The sequence below is a fragment of the Methylosinus sp. DMC45 genome (genome assembly GCF_056313885.1).
Genome location: NZ_JBQUZK010000056.1, coordinates 216,182 through 235,046, shown reverse-complemented (window position 1 = coordinate 235,046; position 18,865 = coordinate 216,182). Strand labels below are relative to the sequence as shown.

Sequence of the window (18,865 nt, the reverse complement as noted above, 5' to 3'; positions counted from 1 at the left end):
CTCACCTCACATTCACTGCGGCTTTGTCGTCATAGAGCTTGAAATTCACCGAGACGCCGAGATGCTGCAGATAGGCGATGAGCGCATCCTCCTCGGTGACGCCGTTCTTGCCGGTCTGATCGTTGACGACGACATTGGGATAGCGGCGGCGCAGCGCCTCGGCGCCCGGATCGTCCGGCGCGCTCTGCGCCGAAAGATCGGCCTTGGCGTTGTCGATCTGCGCATCCGTGTAGGGCACGCCGACGAGGCGCAGCGTTTTCATCTGCTCCACGATATGCTCGGAGTCGAGCGGCGCCTGCGCGAGGAAGGGATAGCCCGGCATGATCGACGCCGGCACGACGGAGCGCGGATCGCGCAAATGGTCGCGCTGCCAATCATTGGAGTAGCGCCCGCCGACGCGCGCCAGATCCGGTCCGTTGCGCTTCGAGCCCCATTGGAACGGATGGTCATACATGCTCTCGGCGGCGAGCGAGTAATGGCCGTAGCGCTCCACCTCGTCGCGCAAGGGGCGGATCATCTGCGAATGGCAGGTGTAGCAGCCTTCGCGCACATAGATGTTGTAGCCGGAAAGCTCGAGCGGCGAATAGGGCCGCACGCCTTCCACCTTCTCGATCGTGTTGTGCAGATAGAAGAGCGGCACGATCTCGATGATTCCGCCGATCGAGACCAGCAGAAGGATCGCCAGCAGCAGCAGGATCGAATTGGTCTCGAGCCGCTTCTGCAGGCCGCCGGTCGGCGCGTTGCGCGCAATGTCGGACATGTCTCTCTCCTCTTATTGCGCGGGGGCCGGAAGGGGCGAGAATTCTGTCGCGCTCGCCGCCGAAGGCGCGCGCAGCGTCTTGTAGATATTGTAGACCATGATGAGCGCGCCGATGAGGAAGAGGCCGCCGCCCGCCGCGCGGATCACATATTCGGGATGCAGCGCCTCTGTGGTTTCGATGAAGGAATATTCCAGGAATCCCTGCGGCGTGTAGGCGCGCCACATCAGCGCTTGCATGATGCCGGCGACCCACATGGCCGATATGTAGAAGACGATGCCGATGGTCGCGGTCCAAAAGTGCCAGTCCACGAGCTTCAGCGAATAGAGCTTGCGGCCGAAGACCCAGGGAATGAGACAATAGAGCGCGCCGAAGGAGACGAAGCCGACCCAGCCGAGGCTGCCGGAATGCACATGGCCTATGCCCCAATCAGTGTAATGCGACAGCGCGTTCACCGCCTTCACCGACATCAGCGGCCCTTCGAATGTCGACATTCCGTAGAAGGCCACGGAGACGACGAGCATGCGCAGCACGGGATCGGTGCGCAGACGGTCCCATGCGCCGGAGAGAGTCATGAGGCCGTTGATCATGCCGCCCCAGGAGGGCATCCACAGCATGATGGAGAAGGTCATGCCCAGCGTCTGCGCCCAATCCGGCAGCGCCGTATAGTGCAGATGATGCGGGCCGGCCCAGATGTAGAGGAAGATCAGCGCCCAGAAATGCACGATGGAGAGGCGGTAGGAATAGATCGGCCGCTCGGCGCGCTTGGGCACGAAATAATACATTATGCCGAGAAAGCCCGCGGTGAGAAAGAAGCCGACCGCGTTATGGCCGTACCACCATTGGATCATCGCATCCTGCACGCCGGCCCAGACGATCACCGATCTCGGCGAGAAGACAGAGATCGGAATCTCCGTGTTGTTGCCGAGCACCAGAACCGCGACCGTCACGATGAAGGCGAGATAGAACCAGTTGGCGACATAGATGTGCGGCTCCTCGCGCTTGGCCAATGTGGCGAGGAAGACGATGAGATAGACGACCCAGACCACGACGAGCCATAGGATCGCATACCATTCCGGCTCGGCGTATTCGTGCCCGCGCGTGACGCCCAGCAGATAGCCGGTGCCGGCGATGAGAATGAAGAAATTATAGCCGAGAACGACGAACCAGGGCGCGATCTCCCCGGCGAGCCGCGTGCGGCAGGTGCGTTGCACGACATAGAAGGAGGTGGCGAGCAGCACATTGCCGCCGAAGGCGAAAATCACCGCCGATGTGTGCAAGGGCCGCAGGCGCCCGAAGTTGATCCAGGGCAGATCCAGATTGAAGGCCGGGAAGGCGAGCTCCAGCGCGATATAGAGGCCGACGGCGAATCCGGCGACGCCCCAGAACAATGCGGCGAGCGCGCAAAAGCGGATCGGGCCGTAATTGTAATTGGGCCGCCCGTCGATGAAGGGCGCGGGCGCCTGCGCGCCGCGCAGCTCGTAGCGCTTCAGCAGAGCAAAGACGGCGACGATGGAGCCGAGCCCGAAGAGAGCGGCGTGGAAGGCGTAGGCCGGCGTATGCGCGCGCGAGGCGACGAAGCCGGCGAAGGCCGCGAAGGCGATGAAGAGAAGCGTCAACGCCGCTTCTGAAAAGGTGACGGATTTTGCGGGAGCGTCATTCGGCGCCATGGGAGGGATCCTCGCAGACTGGCGGGAAGGCGTTGAGCGCGTGTTCGCGCGCCATGCCTTTCGTCTTTGATCACGCGTAAGAGTCTATCGCTCGCGCGGCGATGCGATTTGACATCGATCAAGAAATGCGGCGCGCGTCCCGCGCTGCGCACAAATGTCACAGGCGAATGAAAATCGTGCGTTATTTTCCCTGGAATTCTGGGACTTTCGCACATGCGCTTCGCAGCGCGCAAACGTCATAAAACGAGACGCGCGCTTATTTGTCGCAATGCGCGGCGCCTGCGCGCGCGTGAAGGCGCGCCGCGCGCGACGACGTTTTCACGTCGGCGATTCATTCCTGTCAGAACCAGCCGAAGCCCGGGCGCCAGACGGCGTTGCGATACCAGGGCACATAGCCGCCGGGAAACCCATAGCGCCATTGCACGGCGTTGGTTCCCTCATAGGCCCAAGGGCCGGTGTACCATGGGCCGGCGGAGTCGTAAGGATCATAGAGCGGCGGAATCTCGCGCCGCCACACATAGGCGCCGAGCGGCGGCAGAATGGGCGTCTCCACCGGACGCGCGTCGATCGCGACGAGCGCCGGCTGCGCGACATAGCCGGCGGAGCCCGCGTAAGTGACGCGGCACCAATCGCCGCGGCAGGAGGCGACCTCGAGCACGGCGTCCGGGGGAATGGCGAGAAGCGCGGCGAAGCTCAGGCCGGGGCCGGAGCGCAGATTGACGAGCTCGCCGACCTTGGCGGGCTTTCCCTGCGTCTGCGACGAGAAGAGAAGGACAGGCGCGCAGAGGCAAGAAAGGAAGAAGGAGCGCATGGAGCCTCGCTCGAAACGAATTTTAAAAAAAGATTCGGCCCCGAAATCCTAGCATCGAAAGAGAGGACGCGCGCTCGCTTTCTGTCCGCGCATCTCGCGCGCGGCGCACGTACGAAACGGCGCGCGGAAGCCTGTTCCGCGCGCCTGCTCGTCTCACCGCGTCGCGATCACTCGAAGATGCGCAGCGGGGCCGTGATGAGGCCGACCGGAGCCGCGACCGGAGCGGGCGCAATGGCGACGGCCGGAGCCGGCGCGACGGCGACCACCGGAGCGGGGGCCACGACGACCGAGGTGACGACCGGCCGCACGACGATCGGACGCGCGAGCAGCGAGCTGGCGATGAAGCCGATCTTGCCGGCATAGGCGACGCGCGACCAGCCGCCGATATGGCCCTGCACATCGACCACCGCCTGCGGGGGAACCGCGAGGATGGGCAGGAAGTCGACGCCCGGACCCGTGCGGAAGGCGGCGAGATCGGTGACGACGCGCGGGAAGGCCTCGGCCGAGGCGACCGTGCCGAGCAGGGCGGCGGCGGCGAGGACGGATGCGATTTTCGATTTCATTCAAGACCTCCGTAATAGGCATGCCGTTCGGCAATGATGATGCCTCACGACGGCGCAAGTAGCGCGCGGCCGGCTGGAGACAGGGGCGCGGCGCAAATTCACTTTCTCTCGAGGTTAACGGCGGCGCGCGCGATCTCTTAGCGAAGCGTCACATCGGCGTCGTATTGTGCGGTCGCGCACGGCGGCGCCTCGAAAAAGCGCGTTTCCTTCCGCCCATGGAGAGGCGTCGCGCGACAGTCCGGCTCGACTCGGAAACAAGCGGCGGCGTAAGCTCGAGCGTTGCAAGTCGCGGCGCGTCGCGGCGGAGGATGTCATGTTGCGCATGATCGGGGCTTTGCTTCTGAAGATCGCAATCGCTTTCGGCGTGTCCTGCCTGTCGCTCGGCGCCTTCGTCTCCTATGCGGCGTCGGAGCCCGCGCCCGCCGCCAAGACGCGAGTGGAGCCGGCGCGCGTCGAGCAGCACGCCGCCCCCGGCCGATTTTCTGCGAGCGAGGCGCCGGCCGATCGCGACGGCTTCGCGCTTTTGACCATTCCGGCGCCCGGCCGCTACGCAATCGCCGCGCATAGCGCCTCGGGCGTGGCCATTGGGCTCGTCGATATGATCGCCGGCCCCGGCGAGACGGCGGGCGCCGCGGGCCAGCGCGACGGGCGGCTCGATCTGCTGCTCGACGCGGGCGTCTACAAGCTGCGGCTCTTCGGCGCGAAAGGCGCGGCCGGCAAGGCGCGCCTCACCGCCGAGGCGTTTCAGGAGCAGGGCGCGCGCGAGGCGCTGGCGCCGGGCAAGACATTTTCCGCCGAGCTCGGCGATCTCGCCCAGCGGAGCTATTCGCTCGAGGTCGGCGCCTCGGGCCGCGTCGGCGTGGAGGCGCTGGGCCGCGCATTGCGCGATCTGCGTTTGTGGAAGGCGAGCGGCGAGCTCGTCGATCTTTCGCCCGCGCGCGCGACGATCGAGACCAAGCCCGGCCGTCAGATGACCCGGCTGCGGCTGGAAGGCGCGGTCGAGCCCGGCCGCTATGTCGCGATCGCCTATGGCGGCGAGCCTATCGTCTGGCCGGAGGGCGGCGCGGCGCAGCCGTTTCTCCTGCATCTCCTCGAGCCCGCTTCGCTGGCCGCGGGCGTCGCCAATGGCGTCATCGGCGCTTTCGGCTCGGCGCGCTTCGAGGCGCCGGCGAGCTATGACACATTCCGCCTGGAACTGCCCAAGCCCGTCGCCGCCCGCCTCGAGGCGCGCCGCGGCGCCGGCGTTCCGGCTTCCGCCGCGATCGACAAGACGAGCCGCGAGCCGGTCGCGATCGTCTCGCTCGGCGGCGACGGCAAGACTTTGGGCCTCGTCGAAGTCTCCGGCCTCGAGGGGCAGGCCTTCTCGCTGCGGGCGATACGCCGGGCGAGCCGCGCGCCGATCGAGACGGACGGACCCAATCTCGTCGCCATGGATGTGGCCGGCGAGGGCGTCGACGAGGTCCCCGCCACCGCGCTGCTGGCGCGCACGGAAAATGGCAAGACGCGCGTGCTGGCGTCGGACCTTCCCAAGATCGGCGGCGGCCGCGCCTATCGCGGCAAGTTCAATCTGCGCGGGCCGACCACTCTGCTGTTCGAGGCGACCGACAGCGGCCCCGTGACGATCTCGGCGCAGGGGCCGCGGCTGCGCGCCCTCATCGAGCCCGCTTTCGGCGCCGCCGCGCCGCGCGCCGATGGCCGCCTGCCGAGCCGCTATGATCTTCAGGCGGGCTTTTATGTTCTCTCGCTCGAGCCGCTGGAGGGCGCCGTCGGAATCGTCGATCTGACGCTCGGCCCGCCCGGCCTTTCGCCGGAGCTTCCTGCGCGCCCGCCCGCCCGCGCGGCGATCTCCTTCGGCGAGCAGAGGCTCGACCGCGCTGCCTCGCATTTCATTCTCGCCAATAGCGCGCCGGGCCTGCTGACGGGCCCGCGCGTCATCGCTCTGCCGGCCGATCTCGAGAAGGGCGCCGCGCCTTTGTGGCGGCCGGCCGCGACGGAATATCTTCTGCCGGTGCGCACGCCGCGCGGCGGCAGGATTCTCGTCGTCGACGACAAGGGCGTGAGCGCGCCCGCGCAGATCACGGAAGAAAAAATCGAGAACGACAATCGCTTCGCGACCATTCGGCTGCCGGCGCGAGCGGAACCGGGCGCGCTCGCCCTCGTCTATGCGCGTGATGTGGAGGCGGCCGCCGCAGAGGCGGTAAAGGAGCGTCCGCCGGCGACGATTTCCGCCGCCAAGCCCGCCTGGCTGGATCTTTCCCGCGACGAGACGCGGGAGTTCCGTTTCGATGTGGCCGAAGGCGGGCTCTATCGCGTCGAGACCTTGGGCCGATTGCAGACGCGCCTCACGCTCGGCGCCGCGCTGGCGCCGCATCTCGGCGAGGGCGAGAACAATGGTCCCGGCCATAATGCGCTGGTGACGAGCTATTTGCGCGCCGGCGCCTATCGCGCCGCCGTCACCGCGCGCGAATCCGCCGGCCATCTCGGCCTTTCGGTGAAGAGCGTGGCGATGACGACGACGGCGCCCATCGTCGGCGAAGGCGCCGCGCGCGCCGCGCTGGACGGCGGCCACGGGGCGGTCGTGCCGATCGATATTCCCGAGGACGGACTCTATCGGCTCGATCTCGCCGGGCTCGGCAAGGAATGGAGGGCGCGGCTCGAGGAGGCGGACGGCTGGCCGCTCGCCGCGCCCGGCCCGTTGACGCGTCTCACTCGCCGTTTCGAGAAGGGAAGCTATCGCCTCGTCGTGCTGCCGGAGGATGTCGAAGGGCGCTTCGTCGCGCGTCTGCGCAGAATCGTGACGCCGGCGCCGCTCGAGGGCCATGGCCCGCATGCTTTGCCTTTCGACGCGCCGCAGAAGCTGCAATGGCGTGAACCTCTCGCCAAGAGCGCGCCGCGGGACCCGGATGTGTGGAGCTTCGCGCTCGCCGGCGACTCGGACATTGCGCTGGATGTGAGCGACGGCATGGTCGCGGAGATTTTCGACGGGGCGCGCAAGAGCGTCGGCAAATTCGCCGGCGGCCGCAAATTTTCCGGCAGGCTCGCCGCCGGCGCCTATCGCGTCGAGGCGCGCAGCCTCGCCCATGACGATCGTCTGGATTACCGCATCGCGCTCACATCGACGCAATTGCAGCCGGGCGCGCCGCGCTTCGTCGATCTGCCCGCCGCTCTGCCTTTCTCCATCGCGCGCGATGGCGTCGTCGACATTGCGAGCTTCGGCGACAAGGAGCTGATCGGCGCGCTCGAGGATGAGAATGGCGCCGTGATCGAGCGGCTCGAGGGCCGCGCGGAAGATTGGAATGTCTCGCTCTCCCGCCGCCTGCCCGCCGGCGCCTATCGCCTGCGGTTCGATGAGCTGAAGGGCGCGCCGCAACCCGCCGCCGCCGAGGAGCAGAATGACGAAGGCGAAGGCGCCGCCGTGGAAGGCGAGGAGGTCGCGCAGGAGACGGAGGAGCCGGCCGAGCCCGAGGGCGTCGAGGTGAGCCTCGCTCTGCCCGTCTCGGCGCCGGCCGAGGCGCTGACATTCGCCGGCGTGAAGACCATCGCCGGCCCCGGCGCGCATGAGCTGGCGCTGCCCGCCGCGTCGGAGGGGCGGCTGATGATCGTCGCCGCGCAATCGCCGCGCGAGACGGCGCTGTCGATCGAGAAGCGCGAGGCCGACGGACGTTGGCGAGTCATCGGCCGCGAGCGCGGCCTTACGCCCGTCGCCGCCTGGCCGGCGGAGAGCGGCGAATGGCGCGCCAGCGTCTGGACCATCGGCGGCGCGGACGCTCCCGTCACGCTCGCCGCGCGCAGCCTCACGCGCACGCCGCGCGGCTTCGGCGACATAGCGCTGGAGCCGGCGCCGATCGAAGGGCTCGCGACAAAGATCTGCGTCGGCCTCGTCGCCGCGCCGTCTTCGACTCTGGTCGCGATCGGCGCCGCGCCGGCCTCGCTCGTCGCGGGCTCGGCGGCGGGGCGCGTGCTCGCCCCGGCTTCGGCCGGCGCGCTGGCGCCGCAATCGGAGAGCCTGTGGCTGCTCTCGCAGGGCGATTGCGCCGCCAAGGCGCGCGTCGTCGCCTTCGCGCCCAGCGGCGCTGAAATACCGCTCACGCTCGGCGAGAATGAGCGCGCCATTCTGCCCGCGGCCGCGCCGCCCTCCGGCAAGGCGCGGCTGTGGCTCGCGCGTTCGGCCTTCGGCCAGCCGGGCGTCTCGGCGGGACGCGGCTTCGCCGTCGCGCCGGGCGCCGCTCTGGCGCTCGCCGGCAAGGAGCCGCCGCGTCTGTGGAACGCCGGCGACGCCCAATCCTTGCGTCTGACGGCGCGCGCGATCGATGTCGCGCTCGCCGCGCCTCTTCGCGCCGGCGCGCAATTCTCCGGCGTCATTCCGCCCCTCACGGCGCAGCCTGTCGCCTTCGACGGCGCCGGCGCTCTGGCGCTCGATCTTCCGAGCGGCCTCGCCGCTTTCTCCGCGCCGGAGGAGCCGCGCGCCTTCGCCGCTTTCGCCGATGGCGCGCCGCTCTCGCGTCGCCTCGAGGGCGCCCGTGCGCTATGGCTCGTCAATCTCACCGACGCGCCCGCGCCCGCGCGCGTCGCCTCCTCGTCCGAGCGCCATGAGCCGATCACGGCGAGCAAAGCGATCAAGCGCTTCTACGGCGCCGCCGGCGAGACGGCGCATCTCGTCGAGGCGCAGGCGGGCGATCGGCTGGTCACCGCCGGTGGAGAGGCCGTGTTCCTCGGCGTCGATGGACGCGTGCTGCGCGGCCGCTCGCTCACGCTCGCCGGTCCGGGCGAGGCGACCATCGCCCATGCGCCGGGCCTCGTCGCCGCCTGGATCGAGCGCGCTGGAAAATCGCCCTGGCCCGCCGCCGCGCCGCGCGACGTGACCGCGCCTTTCGCCGCGACGCTCGGTGGAGAAGCGCAGGCATTCGCGCTCGATGTCAGGGCGCCAGTCGTCGTCGACATTCGCACGAGCGCGCCGGCGATTCTCGCCTTCACGCGGAATGGCGCGCGCGAGGTCGAGACATTCCCCGCTGGCGTGGAGCTGCATCGCTACGCCGCGCCGGGCCGCGCGCTCATCGAGATTTTTTCGCCGCATGACGGCGCGCTCTCCGGCGCGCTGAGCATTGCGACGACGCCGGTCATTCCGGTGACAGAGGGCGTCAATGATCCGATCGCGCTCGGCCCCGCCGGCGTGGCGCTCTTCACCTTCGAGGCGGCGAAGGCGGGCGAGATCGGCCTCGGCCTGCGCGCGGAGCCGGATCGCGCCGCTCTGCGTCTCCTCGACGCCGCCGGCAAAACTCTCGGCGAAGGCGCCGCGCAGATAATACGCCTCGAGCCCGGCCGCTATTTCGTGGAGGCGCGCGCGCCCACTGACGCGCCAGCGACGATCGTGCGCCTCGCTCTACGCGGCCTCGCGCCGCCGCCCTCCGGCCCGCCGCAGGAAGTGGCGGCGGAGTTTTTGGAAAAGGCCGGAAGGAAGAGCGGCAGATGAGCTTTCCGCATTCGACAAACGCCCTCAGTCCCATTCGAGGCTCGGCGATGAAACGCATTCTTTTTCTTTTCTCGAGTCTCACCGCCGTCATCGCGAGCGGAGCGAAGCGATCCAGAGTCGCAGGGCGACCCCTGGATCGCTTCGTCGCTTCGCTCCTCGCGATGACGGGCGTCCTTTGCAGAGGCGCTCTGTCGCGCGCGTTCCTCGCTCTGCTTCTTCTCTCTGGTCTCTCCGTCTCCGCGCCGCTGCGCGCCGAGCCGGCGTCCTTCGATCAATTGCGCCGCGCCGATGGCGCGCGCATCGTGCCGGACAAATTTCTGCGCAGCTTCGATCCCATCACCATTTTCTTCGATCGTGACATCGGCCCCAAGACCGGCGGACCGGAAGACGCGCATGAGAAATTCGCCAAGCTCTCCGGCGAGCCCGCCGGCGAATGGCGCTGGATCGGCGCGCGCGCGCTGCAATTTCGTCCGGCCGAGCCGTGGAAGCCGCTGCAGCGCGTCGACATAGAGGCGGGCGCCGCGGCGATGCGGCTCGTCGCGCTGCTGCCGACGCCCTCTTCCACCAATCCGACCGAGAGCGCCGATCCGATCGCCGATCTCGAGCAGATCACGCTCACTTTTCCCGAGCCCGTGGACGTCGCCGCGCTGGCGCGGCTGCTGACGATCGAATTGCGTCCCGCGCCCGGAATCTCGCCGCTCGGCGGACAATTGCTGACGCCGAAGGACTATGACATTCGCCCGCTCGAGCGCGCCGATCGCAACGCCGCGCAGAGCGTCGCCATACGCCTGCGCGAGTCGATCCGTGACGGGCGCGTCGCGATCTTGCGCTTGAAGCTCGCCGACGAGCCCGGCCTCGACGATGAGATATTCGAATTGCGCGCGCGTTCCGCCGCGCCTTTCGCCGTCACCGAGGCGAGCTGCGGCCGCGGCTGGAGCGACGACAAGCAGGACGGCGTGCTGCGCTGCACCTTCGGCTACGCCGTCCCGCCGGCGTCGACTTCATCGGAGGGCGAGGAAGACTCCGCGCCCGTCTCCAATTACCAGCCCGCAAATCGGCGCCGGCTGACATTGAGCTTCACCGAGCAGCCGGGCGAGATCGATATTTTGCGCGCGCGCGAGGCGCTGCGCATCTCGCCGCCGGTCGACGATCTCTCTGTCGAGATCGACCACAAGCGCCTCAATGTCTACGGCAAGTTTCTATCCGATCGCGTCTATGAGCTGGCGCTCGCGCCGGGCGCTCTGAACGACGTCAGAAAGCGCGCGCTCGCCTCGCGCTTCGCGCTGCGCTTCGCTTTCGATCGCGACCGGCCAGCGCTCGCATGGGACGCCGCGCAAGGGCTTGTCGAGCGTTTCGGACCGCAATTGCTGCCGCTGCGCGGACGCGGCTACGACCGCGCCGACATTCGCATTCATGCGATCGATCCGCTCGCGCGCGACTTCTGGCCTTTCCCCAAGAGCGGCGTCGAGACGCAGGACAGCGCCGCGCCGCCGCTGCCCGGCAATGAGCCCGCGCATTGGGCGGAGACGGATGCGCCGGAGGCCGAGGCGATCGCCGCGCGCATAAAGGCGCTGGGCTCGCCCGCTGTTTCCGCGCTGCTCGATCTGCCGATCCGCCGCAATGGCGCCGACGCGAAATTCGGCCTCGATCTCGCGAGCGAATTCGCCAAGATCGCCGGCGCCGGACAGCCGGGAACCTATCTCATCGGCCTGCGCGCCGTGGATGAGAAGAAGCGCCATTGGCTGCGCGCGCAAGTGACCGATCTGTCGCTGAGCGCGATAGAGGAGCGCGCGCGCGTCCGCTTCGTCGTCACCTCGCTCGCTACCGCGCAGCCCGTCTCCGGCGCAGAGGTGCGGCTCGAAGGCGTGAAGGGCGAGAAATTCGTCACGCTCGCGCGCGGGACCACCGACAATTCCGGCTTCTTCGCCTTCGATCCCGGCAAGCGCGCGGAGGCCGACGTGCGCCGCATCGTCGTGACCAAGGGCCTCGACACGCTCCTATTGGACGCCAATGACGGCCCCTCCGAATATGCGCGCGAGAATTGGACGAAGCCGGACGGCGCTTGGCTCGCCTGGACCACGAATCCGCAGGAGCCGCGCAAGGAAGAGCCGCGCACGCTCTGCCATGTCTTCGCCGAGCGGCCGATCTATCGGCCCGAGGAGGCAGTGCATGTAAAGGGCTTCGTGCGCGCCTATCGCGATGGCGCTCTCTCCATTGCGAAAGCCGGCGGAACGCTGGTCGTTTCCGGCCCCGGCAATCAGGAATGGCGCATTCCGGTGAAGCTCGACGCGGCGGGGAGCTTCTATCACAAATTCGACGCGCAGACGCCGGCGACCGGCGATTATTCGCTGCGTTTCGAGCCCGATGGCGCAAAGCCGAAGAAGAGCGAGACGAAAGGCGAAGACGCCGAGCCGAGCGAGAGCGCGGAGGCCGAGGGCGACGCGCCGCAGACCGCCTCTTGCGGACAGTTTTCGTTCAAGAAAGAGGCCTATCGGCTACCGACATTCGAGGTGGCGCTGAACGCGCCGCAGATCGTTCCGCTCGACGGCGAGTTCAATGTCGATCTCATCGCGCGCTATTTCGCCGGCGGTCTCGTCGCGGAACGGCCGGTGAAATGGCGCGCCGTGCAGTTTCCGCATGTGTTTCAGCCGCCGGGACGCGAAGGCTTTCTCTTCTCGAGCGACGCGCGCTTCTCCGGCGAAGGCAAGTTCAAATCCTCGCCGGTGCTGGAGCGCGACGCGCGCACAGACGCCGGCGGCGCCTCGCGCATGACCTTCGATACGACGATCGAGCCGACCGCGCAGCCGCGCCGCTATTCGATCGAGGCGACCGTCACCGGCGATGATGGAATAGAGGTGCGCAATGTGCAGAATGTCATCGCCGTTCCGCCTTTCACGCTCGGCGTGAAGCTGCCGCGCTATGTGGAGCGGCCCGGCGCGGTGACGCCGGAATTTCTCGCGCTCGACGGCAAGGGCGAGGCGGTGGAAGGACTTCCCGTCACCATGCGCTTCATCAAGCGCAATTGGGCGTCGACTCTGCAAGCGTCCGATTTTGCGCAGGGCGCGGCGAAATATGTGACGCAGGTGATCGAGGAGACGCTCCTCGAGCGCAGACTGACGAGCGCGAAAGAGGCGCAGAAAATCGAGCTGGAGGCGCGCGAGGCCGGCGTCTATGTCGTGCAGCTGGAAGCCTATGATCGCATCGGCCGCCGTCAGCAGGTGAGCGTCGATTTCTTCGTCGGCGGCAATACGCCCGTGACCTTCCAGCGTCCTCCGGCCTCCACTGCGACCATCACGACCGACAAGCAAGCCTATGCGCCGGGGGAGACGGCGACGCTCATCGTTCAATCGCCGTTCCAGAACGCCAAGGCGCTCGCCATCGTCGAGCAGCCCAATGGCGTGTTCGATTATCAGCTCATCGACATCGCCAATGGCTTCGGGCGCTACACGCTCGCGCTGCGCAAGGAGCAGACGCCGAAGCTCGCCGTGCATTTCCTCATCATGCGCGGACGCTTGAAGGACAGCGCGCCGGCGCCGGCCTCCAATATCGACCAGGGCAAGCCGGTGACGATCGCCGCGACCAAATGGATCGAGGTCACGCCGGTCAAGAATATCGTGACCGCGAAGCTCGATTATCCCGCGAAGGCGCGGCCCGGGCAGGAGGTGGAGGTCACGCTGCGCTTGTCCGATGATCTCGGCAAGCCGCTCGCCGGAGAAGCGACATTCTGGATGGTGGATCAGGCGGTGCTGTCGCTCGCCAAGGAACGGCCGCTCGATCCGCTGCCGGATTTCATCGTCGAGCGCGAGACGAAGCTCGCCGCGCGCGACACGCGCAATCTCGCCTTCGGCAAGATTCCGCTGGAGGAGATTCCCGGCGGTGACGCCGGCCTCGACGAATGGGGCGCGGAAACCAATGTCAGCGTGCGCAAGAATTTCACGCCCGTGCCGATCTATCTGCCGAGCGTGAAAGTGGGCGCCGATGGAATCGCCAAAATCAAGGTGAAGCTGCCCGACTCGCTCACCGTGTTCAAGCTGCGCGCCAAAGCGGCGAGCGGCGCCGATCGCTTCGGCTATGCGACCGGCGAGATGCTCATTCGTCAGGAGCTCGTCGCGCAGCCCGTGCTGCCGCGCTTTCTGCGGCCGGGCGATGCGCTCGATGTGTCCGTGCTCGCGCGCATCGTCGAAGGGCCCGGCGGCGGCGGCAGAGCCTCGATCGCCGCGGAAGGGCTGACGTTGGCGAGCAATGCGCCGCAGGCTTTCAGCTGGATCGCGAGCAAGCCCGCGCGCATAGACGTTCGCGCGAGCGTGCCGGAGCCGGCGCCCGGCAAGGAGAGCGTGACGCTGAATTTTCGCGTGGAGCGCGACGCCGACCATGCGCGCGATGCGGTGGAGATCGAATTGCCGATCAGGCCGGATCGTCTGCCGGTGCGACGCTATGAGATCGTCGAGATCGCGCCCGGCGAGAGCAAGGCCCTCGTGGCCGCGACCGACGCCGCGCGGCCCGGCTCCTTCCGCCGTGACGTGACGATCGCCGGCGATCCCGCTCTGGTGCGGCTCGTCGCGGGATTGAACGCGCTCGTCGAATATCCTTACGGCTGCACCGAGCAGCGCCTCTCGCTCGCGCGCTCGGCGCTGGCGCTCAAGAATTTCACGCCGATTCTCTCAGCCGCAGGGCTAGAGAGTCGTCTTTCCAGCGATGTGCGCAACACGATCCGCGCGATCGATCAAGCCGTCGACGCCGATGGGCTCGTCGCCTTCTGGCCGCGCGCGCGCGGAAATGTGTCGCTCACCGCCTGGGCCTATTCTTTCCTCGTCGGCGCAGAGCGCGCGGGCGAGCCGATCGACAAGCCGCTCGCCGATCGTCTCGCCAATGTGCTGAAGCTGTCGCTGCGCTCGGATTATCCGCGCCTGCTCTCCGGCGAGGAATTGCGTGAGCGTGTCGAGGCGCTGATCGCGCTCGCCGACGGCGGCAAGCTCGACGAATCCTATGTGGCCGAGCTGTCGCGCCATGCCGATTTCATGGCCAATGCCAGCGTGGCGGAGCTGACGCGCGCCGCCGTGCGCGCGCAATCTGGCGATCGGCGCATCGTCGATTCCTTGCTCGATTCGCTGTGGAGCCGCGTGAAGATTCTCTCGCGCAATGGCGCGCAATATTATGCGGGCCAGGCGGCGGACGGCGGCAATCCGGTGATCCTCCCCTCCGAGACGCGCTCGCTCGCGGAGATGCTGCGCGCCGTCACGGTCGCTTCACCGTCCGACCCGCGCGCGGGGCTGTTGCGCGACGCATTGTTGCGATTGGGCGAGGGCGACGGCTGGGGCTCGACCAACGCCACCGCCGCGGCGATCGACGCGCTGGCGGAAGTGTGGCGGCGTCCGCAATCGCCTCTGCAGATCGAGCTCTCGCAGGAGGGCGCGCCGCCGCGCCTGCTGACGCTGGACGCCAATAATCCCATCCTGCGCGAGAGCGGCGCGGCGCCTTCGGCGTTGACGATCGTCAATCGTGGAACGGCGCCGATCGTGGCGCTGGTCGAGACGCGCTACGAGCCGAAAGAGAGCGGCGCGAAAGCTCTGCCGGTGAGCGAAGGCTTCGCGCTGACGCGCGACATTCTGCGCGTCGGCAAGGCGGATGCGCCTTTGGAAAAAATCGCGGCGGAGAATGGCGTCGTTAAGCTCGCCATCGGCGATGTGATCGAGGAGACGGCGGAGCTCGTCAATCCGCAGGATCGCACCCATGTCGCGATCTCGCTGCCGCTGCCGGCCGGCTTCGAGCCTTTGAATCCCAATCTCGCGACGGCGCCCGCGGAGGCGCAGCCGTCGATCGCGCCGACTTTGGCGCCGACCAGCGTCTCCTTCGGCGACGATCGCGTGTTCTACGCTTACGACCGATTGCCGAAGGGAAGTTACCGCTTCGCCTTTCGCGCCAAGGCGCAGACGGCGGGCGCCTTCACCGAGCCGCCGGGCGTCGTCGAGACGATGTATAAGAAGGGCCTGCAAGCGCAGAGCGCCGGCAAGCGCGTGGAAATCGCGCAGTGAGGAAGCAGCGCGGATTCCTTCTCCCGCTTGCGGGAGAAGGTGGCGAACGTAGTGAGCCGGATGAGGGCTCTCGCGGCCACCCGGACCCTCATCCGTCGCGCATTCGCGCGACACCTTCTCCCACGAGTGGGAGAAGGAGGAGGCCCGCGCTCTGGTTGCTATTCTTTATCATCGCGCTTCTTCCGACCGCCCTCCTCGCCCATGCCGCCCTTTCCCGCGCGCAGCTCGTCGCGCCGCGGCCGACGCCGATGGTCTATGATCGCAACGGCGCTTTTCTCACGCAGATCGGCGCGCGCGACGCGGCGCGGATCGACTATGGCTATTGGCCGCTGCGTGAAATTCCGCCGCGTGTCGCGCTCGCGACGCTCGCGCTCGAGGATCGGCGCTTCGCCTCGCATATGGGCGTCGATGCGCGGGCTCTGCTGCGCGCGGCGTGGCGCAATCTCGTCGGAGGCAAGCGTCGCGAGGGAGCCTCCACCATCGCCATGCAGGTCGCGCGCATGCAAAATCCCGCGCCGCGCAGCTTTGCGGCCAAGATCACGGAGGCGGCGACGGGGATCGCGCTCGCCTCGCGCCATGGCCATCAGGCGGTGCTCGCGCATTATCTGCGGCTCGCGCCCTATGGCAATGGCAGCCATGGAATCGCCCATGCCGCGCGCTTTTACTTCGACAAGCCGGTCGAGGATCTCTCGCTCGCGGAGATCGCTCTGCTGGCCGCTGTTCCGCAATCGCCCGGCCGCATGAATCTCTTTCGCGAGAGCGGGCTCGTGCTCGCGCGGGCGCGCGCCGCTCGCGCGCTGGCTTTTCTGTCGCGCGAGGCGCTCGTCGAGCCCGCGCAGATCGCGCTCGCGACACAGCAGCTCGCGAGCTTGCGTCCTGTCGGCGCGGCGCGGCGGCCGGATGCGCTGCATCTCTCGCTGCGCTATGAGGCGCTGGCGCGAGAAGGCCTCATAGCGCCCGCCTCGCCGTATGATCCGCGCATCGGCGCGACCATCGATCTCTCATTGCAGGACAAGCTCGCGCATCTTGCGCGGCGTTATCTCTCGCTCTGGCGCTCCGCCGGCGCGCGGCAGGTCGCGCTTATGGTGGTGGAGCGCGGCGCGGGCGCCGTGCTCGCGGATATAGGCTCCTCCGATTATCGCGACTGGCGCGACGGCGCCATCGATTTCACACGCGCGCTGCGCTCGCCGGGCTCGACGCTGAAGCCTTTCGTCTATGCGCTCGCATTCGAGCGCGGCGCTCTGGAGCCCACCGATCTCCTCGCCGACGTTCCAGAGGGCGCATCCGGCGTCAACAATGCCGATGGCGCGTTTCTCGGGCCGATGCTGCCGCGCCAGGCGCTCGCCAATTCGCGCAATGTGCCGGCGACCAATCTCATGCGCCGCGTCGGGCTCGAGGCGAATTTTCAATTTCTGCACGATCTCGGCCTGCATGATCTCGAGGCCCCGGCCGAATCCTTCGGCCTCTCCATGGCGATCGGCGCATTGCCGACCAGGCTTGAGCATCTGATGCGCGCCTATGGCGCGCTCGCGGAAGATGGCGTGCTCTCCGATCTCGTCTTTGCGAAAGAGCAGCGACGGCGCCGCTCCATTCGCGTGATGTCGAGCGACACGGCGCGGCTCGTCACCTCCATGCTGGCCGATCCGCTCGCGCGCCTGCCAAGCTTTCCGCGCTATGGGCCGCTCGAATATCCTTTCGCCGTGGCGGTGAAGACCGGCACCTCGCAGGCCTATCGCGACGCCTGGACCATCGCCTATTCGCGCAAGGCCATTGTCGGCGTATGGATCGGGCGGGGCGACGCCGGCGCGATGAATCGGCTGAGCGGCGCCGCATCCAGCGCGCGGCTCGCGCATGCGGCGTTGACGCTCATCCATGGCGCGAAGGCCGGCGAGATAGAGACGGAATCCTTTCCGCCGCCGCAGGGGCGCGTTCCGGTGGAAATGTGCCTCGCCGGCGGCCGCAGCGACGGCCGCTGCGGCGAGACGCTGGTCGAATGGGTGCGGCCCGAGAAGGCGCCGCCGACGCGCGGCGCAATGGAGCTCGCCGCGCGGCCGGCGTCGCGCGACGAGGCTGTCGAGCTCGCCATCACGACGCCCGAGCATAAAACGCATGTCTGGCGCAATCCAGAGCTGCCGCCGGAGCTCAATCGTCTCGCATTGCGCGCATCGGCGCCGGGCTCCGTGGAGCAGATACTCTGGATGGTGGACGGCCGGCCGTTTCGGCTCGCCGACGCCGATGAGCCCGTCTATTGGCCCATGCAGCCGGGAACGCACCGCATTCAAGCGCGCCTGCCGCTGCGCCCCGGCGCGTCCCATATCGTGGAAGTGACGATCGAATGACAGGCGTCCGGCTTTTTCACGAAGGAAGTGAGAGGTTTACCCCGGGAGGCTTTTTTATTAAGAGGCGTGCTGCGTGAGATTTCGGGTCGGTGGAAACGGGCATGGCGGACGATACGGCGGCGACGATTGCGACCGATGCCCGGACGGCTGTGTCCCGCGATATACGCAAGACCGCTCTCGATCCGAATTTCTGGTATCCCGTCGCGCGCAGCGAGGATGTGCGCAAAGGCAAGACGCATCGCTGCTCTTTCGCCGGCGATCCGATCGTGCTGGCGCGCGGGCGTCGCGGCGTGTTCGCGCTGGAGGATCGTTGCGCGCATCGGCAAGTGCCGCTCAGCGCCGGCGTGGTCGAGGAGGAGACGATACGCTGCGGCTATCATGGCTGGGCCTATGACGCGAGCGGCGCCTGCGTGTCGCTGCCCTATGCGGCCGATTGCAGCCGCGCCGCGACCGGCGTGCGCAGCTATCCGTGCCGCGAGGCCTATGGGCTCGTCTTCGTCTTTCCGGGCGACGCCGCGCGCGCGGAGCTGACGCCTTTCCCCGATGTGCCTTCGGCGACCGACAGCCGTTACAAAATCCGCTATCTGAACCGCCGCGCCGGCTGCCACTACAGCTTCATGCACGAGAATCTGATGGATATGAATCATCAGTTTCTGCATCGCCGGCTGATGGGCGGAATCAAGACCTATTTTCTCGGCAGCCGCAGGGGCGACGCCTGGGCGGAGGCGACCTACAGCTTTCGCCGCGTCAGCGGCCGGCAGCCCTTCGGCGAGAATTTCATTCTCAATCGCGGCAAATGGCGCTTGAAGCGCGCGCCGCTTTCGGCCGAGGCGCTGGCGACGCCGCCGGGCGATCGAATGGTGATCCGCACCGACTATCCCTATCAGACGCTGAAATTCTTTACCGCGGGCGCGCGCGAGCCGGCGCTCGATCTGTGGAACTGCTATATTCCGGTCGATCGCGGGCAGAAGATCAATCACACTTTCGGCATGATCATGATCAAGCGGCCGGCGAAGCATTCCTTCCTGCTCGATCTCTTCTGGCCCGCGATCGTCTGGTTCACCAATGGCATTTTCGCGGAAGATCGCTGGATTTGCGAATTGGAGCAGGCGGCTTTCGACGCGCAGGGCGAGGATCGCAATCAGGAGATATTTCCGGCGATCCTCGATCTGCGCAGCGTGCTCGTCGAGAATGGCCTGCCATTGCCCGATCGCGGATAGGG

General features: G+C 67.6%; 8 protein-coding genes. 4 read left to right on the top strand and 4 right to left on the bottom strand.

The genetic code is table 11. The annotated features are described in order from the left end of the window. Position 1: 1 nt before the first annotated feature. The 4 genes from ccoO to ACT53T_RS20170 form a co-directional block, all read right to left on the bottom strand. Complete coding sequence (ccoO, locus tag ACT53T_RS20185; RefSeq protein WP_018266851.1) at positions 2 to 760, bottom strand: cytochrome-c oxidase, cbb3-type subunit II; 759 nt, start codon at positions 758 to 760, stop codon at positions 2 to 4. Between the two features lie 12 nt (positions 761 to 772). Next, the gene (gene ccoN / locus ACT53T_RS20180; protein ID WP_476162590.1) at positions 773 to 2,428 is read right to left on the bottom strand and encodes a cytochrome-c oxidase, cbb3-type subunit I; all 1,656 of its coding nucleotides are present in this window, start codon (positions 2,426 to 2,428) and stop codon (positions 773 to 775) included. A 340-nt stretch (positions 2,429 to 2,768) separates the two neighbouring features. Continuing rightward, entirely contained in the window at positions 2,769 to 3,239 is a 471-nt protein-coding gene (locus tag ACT53T_RS20175) for an SH3 domain-containing protein (protein WP_476162589.1), read from the bottom strand. 167 nt (positions 3,240 to 3,406) lie between these two features. Continuing rightward, on the bottom strand, positions 3,407 to 3,802 hold the full coding sequence (locus tag ACT53T_RS20170; protein ID WP_018266847.1) for an SH3 domain-containing protein: 396 nt from the start codon (positions 3,800 to 3,802) through the stop codon (positions 3,407 to 3,409). 313 nt (positions 3,803 to 4,115) lie between these two features. Here ACT53T_RS20170 and ACT53T_RS20165 point away from each other — a divergent pair, with 313 nt between their 5' ends. The 4 genes from ACT53T_RS20165 to ACT53T_RS20150 all read left to right on the top strand — a co-directional run bounded on the left by ACT53T_RS20165 (position 4,116) and on the right by ACT53T_RS20150 (position 18,863). Then, a complete protein-coding gene (locus ACT53T_RS20165; RefSeq protein WP_476162588.1) occupies positions 4,116 to 9,272 on the top strand; it encodes a hypothetical protein in 5,157 nt (1,718 codons plus the stop codon). A 47-nt stretch (positions 9,273 to 9,319) separates the two neighbouring features. After that, positions 9,320 to 15,304, top strand: coding sequence for an alpha-2-macroglobulin (locus tag ACT53T_RS20160; protein WP_476162587.1), 5,985 nt, complete (start codon positions 9,320 to 9,322; stop codon positions 15,302 to 15,304). A 248-nt stretch (positions 15,305 to 15,552) separates the two neighbouring features. Continuing rightward, on the top strand, positions 15,553 to 17,643 hold the full coding sequence (locus ACT53T_RS20155; protein ID WP_476162827.1) for a transglycosylase domain-containing protein: 2,091 nt from the start codon (positions 15,553 to 15,555) through the stop codon (positions 17,641 to 17,643). 101 nt (positions 17,644 to 17,744) lie between these two features. After that, positions 17,745 to 18,863, top strand: a complete 1,119-nt coding sequence (locus ACT53T_RS20150; protein ID WP_476162586.1) for a Rieske 2Fe-2S domain-containing protein — start codon at positions 17,745 to 17,747, stop codon at positions 18,861 to 18,863. Positions 18,864 to 18,865: the final 2 nt, after the last annotated feature.

Excerpts from the sequence above, each read along its gene's own strand:
- ccoO (WP_018266851.1), bottom strand. The coding sequence starts at position 760 with ATGTCCGACATTGCGCGCAACGCGCCGACCGGCGGCCTGCAGAAGCGG.
- ccoN (WP_476162590.1), bottom strand. The coding sequence starts at position 2,428 with ATGGCGCCGAATGACGCTCCCGCAAAATCCGTCACCTTTTCAGAAGCG.
- ACT53T_RS20175 (WP_476162589.1), bottom strand. The coding sequence starts at position 3,239 with ATGCGCTCCTTCTTCCTTTCTTGCCTCTGCGCGCCTGTCCTTCTCTTC.
- ACT53T_RS20170 (WP_018266847.1), bottom strand. The coding sequence starts at position 3,802 with ATGAAATCGAAAATCGCATCCGTCCTCGCCGCCGCCGCCCTGCTCGGC.
- ACT53T_RS20165 (WP_476162588.1), top strand. The coding sequence starts at position 4,116 with ATGTTGCGCATGATCGGGGCTTTGCTTCTGAAGATCGCAATCGCTTTC.
- ACT53T_RS20160 (WP_476162587.1), top strand. The coding sequence starts at position 9,320 with ATGAAACGCATTCTTTTTCTTTTCTCGAGTCTCACCGCCGTCATCGCG.
- ACT53T_RS20155 (WP_476162827.1), top strand. The coding sequence starts at position 15,553 with ATGGTCTATGATCGCAACGGCGCTTTTCTCACGCAGATCGGCGCGCGC.
- ACT53T_RS20150 (WP_476162586.1), top strand. The coding sequence starts at position 17,745 with ATGGCGGACGATACGGCGGCGACGATTGCGACCGATGCCCGGACGGCT.